General features: G+C 41.1%; 11 protein-coding genes. 9 read left to right on the top strand and 2 right to left on the bottom strand.

Annotated elements, in window-relative coordinates:
• Nucleotides 1-35 precede the first annotated feature (35 nt).
• Complete coding sequence (locus tag ES711_RS08570) at nucleotides 36-1,967, bottom strand: M1 family aminopeptidase (protein ID WP_146892604.1); 1,932 nt, start codon at nucleotides 1,965-1,967, stop codon at nucleotides 36-38.
• Nucleotides 1,968-2,062: 95 nt separating this feature from the next.
• On the opposite strand from ES711_RS08570, the gene ES711_RS08565 reads away from it, so the two are divergent.
• From ES711_RS08565 to feoB, 3 genes are all read left to right on the top strand, one after another.
• The gene (locus ES711_RS08565; RefSeq protein WP_146892602.1) at nucleotides 2,063-2,728 is read left to right on the top strand and encodes an SCO family protein; all 666 of its coding nucleotides are present in this window, start codon (nucleotides 2,063-2,065) and stop codon (nucleotides 2,726-2,728) included.
• A gap of 172 nt (nucleotides 2,729-2,900) precedes the next feature.
• Entirely contained in the window at nucleotides 2,901-3,128 is a 228-nt protein-coding gene (locus tag ES711_RS08560) for a FeoA family protein (protein ID WP_146892600.1), read from the top strand.
• Complete coding sequence (gene feoB / locus ES711_RS08555) at nucleotides 3,129-5,228, top strand: ferrous iron transport protein B (protein ID WP_146892598.1); 2,100 nt, start codon at nucleotides 3,129-3,131, stop codon at nucleotides 5,226-5,228.
• A 347-nt stretch (nucleotides 5,229-5,575) separates the two neighbouring features.
• On the opposite strand, the gene ES711_RS08545 is transcribed toward feoB, so the two are convergent.
• Nucleotides 5,576-6,232, bottom strand: a complete 657-nt coding sequence (locus ES711_RS08545) for a metal-dependent transcriptional regulator (RefSeq protein WP_146892595.1) — start codon at nucleotides 6,230-6,232, stop codon at nucleotides 5,576-5,578.
• 132 nt (nucleotides 6,233-6,364) lie between these two features.
• On the opposite strand from ES711_RS08545, the gene ES711_RS08540 reads away from it, so the two are divergent.
• From ES711_RS08540 to ES711_RS08515, 6 genes are all read left to right on the top strand, one after another.
• Nucleotides 6,365-7,165 carry a transporter gene (locus ES711_RS08540; protein WP_146892593.1) on the top strand — a complete coding sequence of 267 codons (801 nt, stop codon included), beginning with the start codon at nucleotides 6,365-6,367 and terminating at the stop codon, nucleotides 7,163-7,165.
• The gene (locus tag ES711_RS08535; RefSeq protein ID WP_146892591.1) at nucleotides 7,162-8,073 is read left to right on the top strand and encodes a metal ABC transporter solute-binding protein, Zn/Mn family; all 912 of its coding nucleotides are present in this window, start codon (nucleotides 7,162-7,164) and stop codon (nucleotides 8,071-8,073) included. Before ES711_RS08540 ends, ES711_RS08535 begins: the two co-directional genes overlap by 4 nt.
• Nucleotides 8,074-8,302: 229 nt before the next feature.
• Nucleotides 8,303-9,085, top strand: a complete 783-nt coding sequence (locus ES711_RS08530) for a metal ABC transporter ATP-binding protein (protein WP_146892589.1) — start codon at nucleotides 8,303-8,305, stop codon at nucleotides 9,083-9,085.
• A gap of 191 nt (nucleotides 9,086-9,276) precedes the next feature.
• A complete protein-coding gene (locus ES711_RS08525; protein WP_146892587.1) occupies nucleotides 9,277-10,404 on the top strand; it encodes a metal ABC transporter permease in 1,128 nt (375 codons plus the stop codon).
• A complete protein-coding gene (locus tag ES711_RS08520; RefSeq protein ID WP_146892585.1) occupies nucleotides 10,397-11,557 on the top strand; it encodes a metal ABC transporter permease in 1,161 nt (386 codons plus the stop codon). Before ES711_RS08525 ends, ES711_RS08520 begins: the two co-directional genes overlap by 8 nt.
• A 152-nt stretch (nucleotides 11,558-11,709) precedes the next feature.
• Nucleotides 11,710-12,369, top strand: coding sequence for a peptidoglycan recognition protein family protein (locus tag ES711_RS08515; protein ID WP_146892583.1), 660 nt, complete (start codon nucleotides 11,710-11,712; stop codon nucleotides 12,367-12,369).
• The last annotated feature ends 1 nt before the right edge of the window (nucleotide 12,370 follow it).

Genomic DNA, 12,370 nt, shown 5'->3' with positions numbered 1-12,370 from the left:
TAAGTGCAGTTAGGAAACTAAAGCGATTCTAATCGCTAGTTTTTTAACACCGATTTATTAAGCTTACCCATGTTAGTTTGCAGTTCAATGATGAATAAACCTGAAGACAATGTAGTGATGTCAATACTAGGGGTCCAACCTGAAGTATACACCCGTTGACCCAAAATAGTATAGATGTTGATCCTGTCTACCCTAAGATGATCTGGTTTTTTAAGACGAATCAGATGGGACGTGGGATTAGGATATACGGAGACGTCTACATCCATCTTTTGCTGATCGATACTTAAAACGGCAGCAGTAGTTTTTGTAATAATATCAAATTCTGGATTAATCAACACATCTACCACCTTAAAATTGACTGGTTTTATAAAATGTTCTTGATTTTTGGAATGCTCTAAAACCAAGTCTAGGGTTATTCCGGAAGCGCCGATGACACGCACCGGTAAATCCGTTTCAAAGAATGAGACCGACGGATGACTTTGGGTTTGATTTAAAACGAAGTTGATTTCCTTTGAAGTTGATTGATACCACTCCAATTGAAAAGTAGGATACCCTTCACCATAAACCCAATCTTGGAAAAACTCAGATACATCTTGAGGGCTAGCGGCATTCATAATGGCCAGCAAATCTTCCGTTTTGGCATACCCGTAGGCATGGTCTGGATGATTGAGATAGGTGTTCAGCCCTTTATAGAAATTTTCGTCACCCAATTTCTTGCGCAGCATATGCAACACCATCGCAGCTTTGTTATAAGATAGGCGACCGTCAAACACCCTATTTACATTAAGCGTATCTGAATCTTTCACATACACCGCCCCTCCACTTCTGGAGGTTACAGAGTTGATTGTCTGTTGTTTCCAAGTCTTAAACGGTGTTTCACCATCTAAATGTTCCACCACCAGTCCGTTCATATAGGTTGCGAAACCCTCGTTGAGCCAAATGTCTTGCCAGCTGCCACAGGTCACTTTATTACCAAACCACTGGTGTCCTAGTTCGTGGGCAATTAAGCTCCTGTCAAAGCTGCCCATAAAGGAGACTGTGGAATGCTCCATGCCGCCATTCCAACCAAATTGGGCGTGACCGTATTTTTCATCCGCAAAAGGATATTCCCCAAAGAGCTCGCTAAATAGCTTCATAATGTCCACCGTAATTGGAGTCTGTGCCTTAACCTTGGCCAATTGTTCGGGATACACATAATTTACTATCTCAAAGGGCTTGCCGTTGTTGAGCACCGTATCTGCGTACACCGCATAATTGGTCACCGCAATGGCCACGAGGTAAGCAGGAATAGGATATTGGTGTTTAAAATGGGTTGTTTTAGTGGTAGCTGTACTGCGTTGGGATTGCTCCAAGCCGTTAGCAACCGCGACGTAAGCATCGCCGCTCGGATTCGTTTTGGGCGTCGTAATGTATACATCAATAGCGTCAATCTTATCAATCAGATCTTGCTTACAAGGCCACCAACCTTTGGCGCCATAAGGCTCAGAAAGTGTCCATAGAATAGGCTTACCATTGTGTTTGTTCACCTCAAATGATCCAAATCCGGAGCTTACTGGATTTCCGGAATAATGTATGGTTACTGAATCTAAAATTCCCGCTTGCTGTTCCTGTGATAGTTTGATGGCCAATTCATCAGATGCTTTATGGGTAAATTCTAAAACAGCCCCACGTTGCAGGACTTGCGATACCGTCATATTAGTGGCCAAATCAAAAGTAATGTCGCTCAGGGGCGCCTTCGCTTCAAAATATGTGGTCACAACACCTGTGATCTTTGCCACTGAAGGATCCACCTCCAGTTCCAATCTGTGGTATTTAACATCGTAATTGCCGGTGTTTGGGCTGGCACGAAACGCCATGCGCTTTAGGGCCGATTTCATTTCTGCTTCAACGATGGCAGTCTGCTGCTGGTTTTGAGCGTAAAGGCACGTGCAACCCAACAAAAAGAGGAAGCAGAACAGGTTTTTCATGACAGCAGATTTTAGCATTAAAAATACCTTTTTTGACGCTTATCTATCGTATTTTTGCACAGAAATCTTTCAAAACATCCTCAAAATCATTAAAAATGCTCTCATTTTTTAAGGACTATAAGTATTTTGCTATCGTATTATTGGTTCTCTCGATCATCATTGTCACCATCATATTTAATATTCTCACACCAAAAAAAGTTCTGCCCATTTATCAACCTTCAATGGTCAATTTTGAAATGGTAGACAGTACCGTACAGCACCAAAGCAAATATCATACGATTGCCGATTTTAGCCTGATCAATCAAAATGGGGACACCATTACCCAAGAAGATTATAAGGACAAAATATATGTGGCCGATTTCTTTTTTACCACCTGTCAAACCATTTGCCCAATTATGACGGATCACATGGTGCAAATTCAAGAGAAGATTATGAATGATGATGAAATCATGCTGCTTTCCCACTCCGTGACCCCTGAAATTGATAGCGTTGCCCAATTGAAGCGCTACGCCATTGAAAAAGGCGTCAAAGATGCCAAGTGGAACTTAGTTACGGGAGATAAAAAACAAATCTATGAACTCGCCCGAAAGAGTTATTTGGCGGTTAAAACTGACGGTAATGGTGATGCTTACGACATGATTCACACGGAAAACTTTATGCTGATTGATAAAAAACGTCAAATTAGAGGTTTTTATGACGGCACTAAAGCGGAAGATATTGAACAGTTGTTAGAAGACATTGCAATTCTAGAACGAGATTAGTGAAAGGCTGGAATTGAAATTGAAGTTGAAATTGAAATTGAAATGTTTTAAAAAAAGAAACTTCAAGCAATAGAAACCTGAAACACCAAAAACTTGAAACTTTAATATTTTAAGGTTGACCCTCTAAATATTTATATTTACTTTTGCTTCTTTAAAATCAATCTAAATAAGGATGCAAGTAACAGTCGCACATCTCAAAAGAGGGCAACGTGGTATCATTACTGACGTATCGTCTATACACATCCCTTTAAAACTTTTGGAAATGGGCTGTTTGCCGGGCAATTTTGTAGAGCTGGTACAACTCGCACATTTTTCTGACCCCATGTATCTTAACATCAACGGCACCCATTTGGCCATCAGAAAAGAGACTGCACTTCACATATTAATAGAGATTCTGTAAATGAGTAAGCAAATTAATGTTGCCTTAATCGGGAATCCGAATACGGGAAAAACCTCAGTGTTCAACGCCTTAACCGGATTGAATCAAAAGGTAGGAAACTACCCTGGAATTACCGTTGAAAAGAAAGAAGGTATCTGTAAACTTCCGCGCGGCGTAAAAGCGCATATCATTGATTTACCCGGGACCTACAGCTTAAATGCCTCGTCTTTAGATGAGAATGTGGTGATTGAATTGCTGCTTAACAAAAATGATAAAGACTTTCCTGACGTTGCCGTCGTCGTCAGCGATGTTGAAAATCTAAAACGTAACCTTCTTCTTTTTACCCAAATTAAAGACTTGGAAATTCCAACTATTTTGGTCATCAATATGGCGGACCGGATGAGTTACAAAGGGATTACTTTAGACATTCCCTATTTAGAAGAACACCTCAATACTAAAATTGCCTTAGTAAGTACGCGTAAAAAAAATGGCATTACTGAATTAAAGGAATTGATTACAAATTACAAGGAACTGTCAACAGCTCCTTGTATGAACGCTTCTGCAATTGACCCCGAATATTTTTTAAATTTACAAAAGGCATTTCCCAATCAATTGCTCTACAAATTGTGGCTGGTCATTACCCAAGATGTTAATTTTGGGAAGACTGACAGGAACGAAATTGACGCCGTTGCAGAATTTAAGACAAAGTCTAAAGCCGACCTGAAAAGACTTCAGCAAAAAGAAACCATAAAACGGTATCAATTTATAAACAATACCCTTAAGGAAGGCCAAACTATCGATTTGAACACGGCCAAAGATCTACGCATCAAATTGGACCGTATTTTAACCCATAAAATTTGGGGTTACGTCATCTTCTTTTTGATTTTATTGACCATCTTCCAGGCCATTTATGATTGGTCGAGCGTGCCGATGGATTTTATTGATTCTTCCTTTGCGGCGCTGAGCGAATGGACTAAGAATTCGCTTCCTGCTGGTGCTTTTACCAGTTTATTGGCCGAAGGCATCATCCCGGGCTTGGGCGGCATTGTCATTTTTATTCCGCAAATTGCATTTTTATTTCTCTTTATCTCCGTGCTGGAAGAAAGCGGCTATATGAGTCGGGTGGTCTTTTTAATGGATCGCGGGATGCGTCGTTTTGGTTTAAGCGGAAAAAGTGTGGTGCCTTTAATTTCAGGTACGGCCTGCGCCATTCCCGCAATTATGGCTACCCGTAATATTGAAAGTTGGAAGGAACGCCTCATCACTATTTTAGTGACGCCTTTTACGACCTGTTCTGCGCGCTTACCTGTGTATTTAATCATCATCTCGCTGGTCATTCCTGACGGACGCTTTTTAGGGCTCGGCTACCAAGCCATGACCTTAATGCTGCTGTATTTGATAGGCTTTGGTGCCGCCTTAGTATCCGCCATGCTATTGAATAAAATCTTGAAAATTAAAAGCAAAACCTTTTTTGTGGTAGAAATGCCAAATTACAAATTGCCGTTATTTAAAAATGTGGTCTTAACGGTAATTGAAAAGACCAAATCATTCGTCTTTGGGGCAGGTAAAATCATCTTGGCAATTTCCATTGTACTTTGGTTTTTGGCTTCCTACGGACCTGGTGAAGAATTCAATAACGCCGAAGAAATCATCAAAACAGAATATGCTGACCAAAACCTCAGCGCTGAAGAAATACACGAACACGTGGCGTCCCAAAAATTAGAACATTCATTTCTAGGTATTACCGGCCACGCCATTGAGCCCGCCATCAGACCGCTGGGTTATGATTGGAAGATTGGAATTGCCTTGGTCAGTTCTTTTGCCGCGCGTGAAGTTTTTGTAGGCACCTTGGCGACCATTTACAGCGTGGGAAGTGATGATGAAGAAACCATCAAAAACCGCATGGCAGGAGAAGTCAACCCTATTCTAGGGGGTCCATTATTTACCTTTGCTTCAGGAATTTCCTTGCTCCTGTTCTACGCTTTCGCTATGCAATGTATGAGTACTTTGGCCATTGTACAACGCGAAACAAATTCGTGGAAATGGCCTCTTTTGCAACTTGTAATTATGAGTGCTTTTGCGTATATTATAGCATTGATTGCTTTCCAACTTTTAAAGTAAGAAGCATCATTTAGGAGCAGCCATTATATCGCCCTGAACAATGAAAATCAAACCATTATGAACGACACAATTCAAACCATATTAGCCCTTACAGCTCTGGGACTTGCGTTAAGTTTTTTGATCAAGAAATTCTTTTGGAAGAAACCTAAGGCCAAAAAAGCTTTTAGTGACGCTCATGATTGTGACAAGTGTCATTGATTGTTATTTGGGCGTTGCGTGATTCCTTTTGTGATGGGATCTTGGGTATGATGGGATTCCTCCTTACGACGGAATGACAATAGCAACAGAGGATGACAAATTAACGGAATGACAAATTAAACACCAATTCATAACTTTGAGTTTGCGATTTAATTTTCTTTGAGATATAAGTTTTTCCCTACTACTTGAGAGACCATCAATTCTCGTCCATCAATCGCAATTTTTATGGAATGGTCAAAGGGCTCCTTGTGTAACACCTTTATGGTAGTACCAAGGGCGATGTCATTGTTGTCTAAATATTTAAGGAAATCGACAGAACTGTCGTTAACACCCACACACACATAACTCCCACCCTCTTTGGCATTAGAAAGACTCGTTTTTTCAACGTGCTCAAACTTGCCGTGTTTATCCGGAATAGGATCGCCGTGTGGATCATGTGTCGGGAAATCTAAAAAAGCATCCAATTCGTCGATGAGTTTCTGAGATTTGATATGCTCCAATTGTTCTGCGACATCATGAACCTGATCCCAAGTAAAATTAAGTTTATCCACCAAGAACACTTCCCAAAGACGGTGCTTTCTGATAATATTTAAGGCCACCAGCTTCCCTTCAGCCGTTAAACTTACGCCTTGGTATTTTTTATAGTTGGCATAATTTTTTTCTGCCAATTTCTTAATCATATCTGTGGCAGACGAGGCTTTCGTATGCATCGCTTCCGCTAAAGCATTCGTGCTAACAGTCGCAGAGCCTTGTTTGCCCAAATGAAAAATCGCCTTTATATAATTCTCTTCCGTGAGTGTGATCATGTTCTTCCTGTATTCAAACAAATATAAGCATATAAACTGGTGAACTTATTTTTTAGACCTATCTAAATAAAAATTTCAGTTAAGTGTAGCTTTACAATTTTTTTAGTACCTTCGTAAATTATATTTAGACTCATGAAAAAATTGGTTTTCATTCTATTAACCGGGATGGGCGTGGATGCCGTCAATGCGCAGGAAAACACGTTAGTAGAGCCTTTAATTACTGACCGCCCGGATGCGACCGAATCTGCCACAGCCTTGCCAAAAGGAATTCTTCAGATAGAAACAGGGGCCTTTTATGAATCTTATAAAGAACATAAAATAAGCACGACAGTTTTTACATATAACACGACCCTTATTCGGTATGGTATAATTAGTAATGTAGAACTGCGCGTCGGTTGGAATTTTGAAGAGGAAAGCGTTAAACATAAGTCAAACTCACAAAATGAGAACTCCAGAGGGTTTAGTCCATTACTTTTGGGGTTTAAAACAACAATAGTACAAGAAAATGGTTGGCGTCCGGAAATTGGCTTTTTGGGCCACTTATATCTACCATTTCTGGCTAGTAAAGATTACAAGCCAGAAACAACCGGTGCTAAATTTGTTTTTGCCTTTAATCATACTTTAAGTGATAGATCTAATTTAGGATACAATATTGGAGCGGAATGGAAAGATGATTCTTCAGAAATCGCCTATATTTATACGGTTGCTTTTGGATTTGAAATCACCAAGCAACTCGGAGCATTTGCAGAGGTGTATGGAGATTCGCCTGAAAATAGTACGGGAAGTCTTCTCTGGAATTCGGGGTTGACTTATCTGATTTCAAACGATTTGCAAATAGATGCTTCAGTGGGCAGAGGTATCACTAAAGGACAAGACCTTTTACTTAGTGCAGGGCTAAGTGTAAGAATTCCAACCAATAAGAGAAACAAATGAAAAATATTTTAGTCATATTATTAACGTTTTCAACTTTAGTCAGTTGTAAAAATAATACAAATGATAACGGCAACCTCAACATCGTCACCACCACCACGCTCATTACGGATCTAGTGACACACATTGGCGGCGACAAGCTCAATATTCAAGGGTTAATGGGTACTGGCGTTGATCCGCATCTGTATAAAGCCAGCGAAGGAGATGTGACTAAACTAGTAAATGCCGACTTGATTTTTTACGGTGGCCTACATCTAGAAGGCAAACTTGTTGAAGTTTTTGAGAAGATGCAAAGTCAGAATTTGCAAACCATTGCCGTATCTGACGCTCTAGACCCAAAAACCTTGATTGGATCAGATAATTTTGCTTCCAATTACGATCCTCATATTTGGTTTGACGTCAAGAATTGGGAACGTATTACAGCTTATGTGGTCAAGAAACTTTCAGAAACCGATCCTGAAAACAAAATCATATTTGAAGCTAACGGAAGGAAGTATCTCGAAGATCTAAAGGCCTTGGACGCGGAAATCATAGCGACAATCAACACCCTTCCACGAGAAAAACGCATTTTAGTTACCGCCCATGACGCCTTTAACTATTTTGGCAAAGCTTACGGATTTGAAGTGGTGGGCCTACAAGGGCTTTCTACAGCAACGGAAGCTGGGGTAATGGATGTTCAGAATTTAGCAAATTTTATTATTGCTAAAAAAATCAAAGCCATTTTTGTGGAAAGTTCTGTCCCCAAACGCACTATTGAAGCTTTGCAGGCTGCGGTAAACTCCAAAAAATACACTGTTGAGATTGGAGGCACGTTATTTTCCGATGCATTAGGCAACGATGGCACCCCGGAAGGGACGTATATTGGCATGTTTAAACACAATGTCAACACCATTGTTAACGCGTTGAAATAAGTGGCTTAACATTTTGAGTTATTTGAAGCTGTTCCTGCTATCCGCTGTACCCGCCTGAACGGACGGGCAGGTCTTTTTTGATGAAAAATCAAAAAAGGATGCCGCTACTATCAGGGCTAAAACGGGCCGTTACACTGTAAGTATTGACAAAATTTTAAAAATCAGGTAAAGCCAATAAATTTGAACTCGGCATTATTTAAACATAAGGGGTTTATAAGACATGAAACAAATGGATACCATAAAAAATGCACATTCCAAGGATGAGGCTCCAGTTTCCACCGGAGTATTAGCCGTTAAAGTGGACGATTTAACCGTGGCCTATAATTACAAACCAGTGCTTTGGGATATTGATCTGGAAATTCCGGAAGGCGTCTTGATGGCTATTGTAGGCCCTAATGGGGCTGGTAAGTCTACGCTCATTAAAGCCATTTTGGGCATCCTGAAACCTATTGCTGGCAGTGTCAGTATTTATGGAAAGCCTTACCACAAACAACGGTCGTTGGTAGCCTACGTACCACAGAAAGGCAGCGTAGACTGGGATTTCCCCACCACCGCACTAGATGTGGTCATGATGGGAACCTATGGCAAATTGGGTTGGATTAAACGTCCAGGCGTCAAGGAAAAGAAGGCGTCACTAGAAGCTTTAGAGAAAGTAGGCATGCTCGCATTTCAGAGCAGGCAAATCAGTCAGCTCTCTGGCGGACAGCAGCAGCGCATCTTTTTAGCAAGAGCCTTGGTGCAGGATGCTTCCATCTATTTTATGGACGAGCCTTTTCAGGGGGTGGACGCTACCACGGAAATCGCCATTATCAATATTTTAAAAGAATTGCGAAAAGCGGGCAAAACCGTCATTGTGGTGCATCACGATCTCCAAACGGTACCCGAGTATTTTGATTGGGTGACCTTTTTGAATGTTAAGAAAATTGCCACAGGTCCGGTGATGGATATTTTTAATGACGACAACTTGACCAAGACCTATGGAATTAATTATAAAGTGAGTGTGCAAAAATAAGTTGGCAGTCGGAAGTATGCAGTTGGCAGCTAGTCTTAGTAATAAACAAAAATTCCTTCCCTTTTTTCAAGGTAAGGTGGCTTTAAGCTTAGGGAAAAGCTTAATGACGGAAGGGTCAACACCACTTAAATTTCTGCCTTTTTAATAGATAACAGTAAACCAATAAAATTCCTAGTATTCAGGAACAACTTATGAACTTACAAGAGTACTTTTCTTTAGTGTTTAGTGATTATACACTACGCACCATCACGTTAGGCACTGCCATTTTGGGCGCGGTTACCGGTATGCTCGGTAGTTTCGCAGTATTGCGAAAACAAAGTCTACTGGGCGATGCCATCTCTCATGCCGCCCTCCCAGGAATTGCCTTGGCCTTCCTGATCACTGGTGCTAAAGACAGTAATACCTTATTAATTGGCGCTTTGGTCAGCGGACTGCTCGGTACGTTCTGGATCAGAGGCATCATCAGTAAAACCCATTTAAAATCGGATACGGCTTTAGGTTTAATTCTCTCTTTGTTTTTTGGATTTGGAATGCTCCTGCTCACCTTCATTCAAAAGCAACCCAACGCCAATCAGGCAGGATTGGATAAGTATCTTTTCGGGCAAGCCGCAACCTTAGTAGAAAGTGATGTGTGGCTCATGGCCATCATTACCGGCATCTGTGTCGTGGTCATGTTCTTATTTTGGAAAGAATTCAAACTTCTACTTTTTGACGCTGACTATACCAAAACCCTAGGGTTTAACACCAAGATTATTGATATTCTTATCACCACATTCATCGTCTTGGCCATTGTTTTAGGCTTACAGACGGTAGGCGTTGTGCTGATGAGCGCCATGTTATTAGCACCCGCTGCTGCTGCACGGCAATGGACAAACAGTTTAAGCACGATGGTCTTATTGGCGGCTATTTTTGGAGCATTTTCCGGCGTGTTCGGCACCGCCATTAGCGCCAGTCAGGACAATCTTTCCACGGGACCAGTCATTGTTTTGGTGGCTTCCGTGTTTGTCATTTTTTCTTTTGTTTTTTCGCCCAGCCGGGGATTGCTGTTTCGGCAGATTAGGTTTATTAGCAACCGACGAGATTTAGAATTTCAAAAAACACTCTCGTTTATGTACCACATTGCTGAAACACACGACGATATTTCGCATCCACATACCATAAAAATTCTCAATAACTTCCAAGGGTTTACGCGCAAAACACTTCAAAAATTAGTAGATAAAAATTACGTGACTATAGACGGCACCATGTGGAGCTTAACGGAAGAAGGATTTAAGACCGCGGCCAACCTATACAACCAAAACATCAAAACACATGAATAGCGCCCAGTTTGAAATACAGCTTATTGCTAGTTTGGTGGCCATCGCCTGCGCCATTCCGGGAACCTTTTTGGTGCTTCGTAAAATGGCTATGATCAGCGACGCTATCAGCCATTCCATATTGCCTGGCATTGTGGTTGGGTTTTTTATCACCCAAGACCTCAACTCGCCGTGGCTTATCTTATTAGCGGCTTTTACAGGCGTTATTACCGTGGCTTTAGTAGAACGCATACAGAAAACCGGACTGGTTAAAGAAGACACTGCTATTGGTTTAGTGTTTCCGGCCTTATTCAGTATCGGCGTCATCATGATAGCAAAAAATGCAAACGACGTGCATTTGGATGTTGATGCGGTATTATTGGGAGAATTGGCCTTTGCGCCTTTCGACCGACTCACCGCAGGCGGTACCGATATTGGTCCAAAATCATTGTGGGTAATTGGTACTATTTTGACCATTACCATCGGATTATTGATTGCGTTTTTCAAAGAATTAAAAGTGAGCACCTTTGATCCCGGATTATCAGCTTCGCTCGGATTCTCACCCTTAGTTATTCATTACGGTTTGATGACGGTTTCATCCGTCACTACGGTAGGTGCATTTGATGCGGTAGGCGCCATATTAGTGGTCGCGTTAATGATTGCCCCCGCGGCCTGCGCGTATCTATTGACTACAGATTTAAAAAAAATGCTCGGACTTGCCGTGTTTTTTGGAGTTTTTAGTGCCATTTCGGGATATTGGATGGCGCATTGGCTAGATGCTTCCATTGCCGGATCTATTACCACCATGCTTGGTGTGGTCTTCTTACTCATTTATTTATTTGCTCCTAGCAAAGGCTTAATTGCCGTAATGTATCGTGATAAACAACAGCGCATTGAAGTGTCTCTCCTCACCTTCTTACTGCACCTGAAAAATCATAGCGAAGTGCGAGAACGACACGTTAACCATCTAAACGAACACATCAATTGGCAAAAAGTGAAAAGTGAAACAGTGTTAGACCTGGCCTTAAAAAACAATATGATCCTCATTAACCAGAACATCGTCTCGCTTACGGCGAAAGGTGATGAATTCACCTCACAAGCCATCGATTACATCATCACCAATGAAGATGCCCAAATTGAGGATATGAAGGAGGATTTCTTTTTGTTTAGAGGCTAGCGTAATCAGCACTTTTGTAAACAATTAATTCGCTAACTTTGATTACTAACTAAGATCATATTATGAAACGAGCATGCCAAAAGCTTTATCACCTGGGGAAGTGATTAATAGCGAACAGCATGTGTCCATTATAAAACGATAAAAATACACACATGAAACACTTCCTTTTTTGCATCATTTTAGTAATTCTTACTGCCTGTGGCACTTCAAAAACTATCGTTGATAAGCCTATAACTTTTAATGAGGAGCGCATTCAACTTACTAACGAATATATGGCTTCGCGATACGGATTGGAACAAGATACGCCTACCATCACCCCTAAAATGATTGTGTTACATTGGACGGCCATTCCGACACTCGAAAAATCTTTTAATGCCTTCCATCCCATCACGTTACCAAGCAGACCGGATTTGGTGAATGCCAGCGACTTAAATGTGTCTTCACAATTTTTAGTAGATGTAGATGGGACCATTTACCGCCTAATGCCAGAAACCACCATGGCACGCCACGTTATCGGTTTAAACCATACCGCTATTGGGGTTGAAAACGTAGGGGGTACTGAAGAGGTGCCGTTAACCAAAGCACAAATTAAAGCCAACATTTGGTTGGTGAAGTATTTGGCTGAAAAATATCCAATTGAGTACTTAATAGGACATTATCAATATACTAATTTTGAAGGTCATGAGTTATGGTTGGAGGTTGATGAAGGCTACCGGACTCAAAAAACAGATCCAGGAGAAGACTTTATGAAGGCGGTTAAAAAAGGCACTCGCAAACTCAATTTAAAGTCAGCACCTATTAAAACTTTATAGT

The sequence above is a fragment of the Gelidibacter salicanalis genome, from assembly GCF_007997285.1.
GTDB classification, from domain to species: Bacteria; Bacteroidota; Bacteroidia; order Flavobacteriales; family Flavobacteriaceae; genus Gelidibacter; species Gelidibacter salicanalis.
The sequence above is the reverse complement of the archived record's forward strand: the minus strand, read 5'-3'. Positions and strand labels throughout refer to the sequence as shown.

Coding starts and splice junctions, on each gene's coding strand:
- ES711_RS08570 (WP_146892604.1), bottom strand. CDS start 1,967: ATGAAAAACCTGTTCTGCTTCCTCTTTTTGTTGGGTTGCACGTGCCTT.
- ES711_RS08565 (WP_146892602.1), top strand. CDS start 2,063: ATGCTCTCATTTTTTAAGGACTATAAGTATTTTGCTATCGTATTATTG.
- ES711_RS08560 (WP_146892600.1), top strand. CDS start 2,901: ATGCAAGTAACAGTCGCACATCTCAAAAGAGGGCAACGTGGTATCATT.
- feoB (WP_146892598.1), top strand. CDS start 3,129: ATGAGTAAGCAAATTAATGTTGCCTTAATCGGGAATCCGAATACGGGA.
- ES711_RS08545 (WP_146892595.1), bottom strand. CDS start 6,232: ATGATCACACTCACGGAAGAGAATTATATAAAGGCGATTTTTCATTTG.
- ES711_RS08540 (WP_146892593.1), top strand. CDS start 6,365: ATGAAAAAATTGGTTTTCATTCTATTAACCGGGATGGGCGTGGATGCC.
- ES711_RS08535 (WP_146892591.1), top strand. CDS start 7,162: ATGAAAAATATTTTAGTCATATTATTAACGTTTTCAACTTTAGTCAGT.
- ES711_RS08530 (WP_146892589.1), top strand. CDS start 8,303: ATGGATACCATAAAAAATGCACATTCCAAGGATGAGGCTCCAGTTTCC.
- ES711_RS08525 (WP_146892587.1), top strand. CDS start 9,277: ATGAACTTACAAGAGTACTTTTCTTTAGTGTTTAGTGATTATACACTA.
- ES711_RS08520 (WP_146892585.1), top strand. CDS start 10,397: ATGAATAGCGCCCAGTTTGAAATACAGCTTATTGCTAGTTTGGTGGCC.
- ES711_RS08515 (WP_146892583.1), top strand. CDS start 11,710: ATGAAACACTTCCTTTTTTGCATCATTTTAGTAATTCTTACTGCCTGT.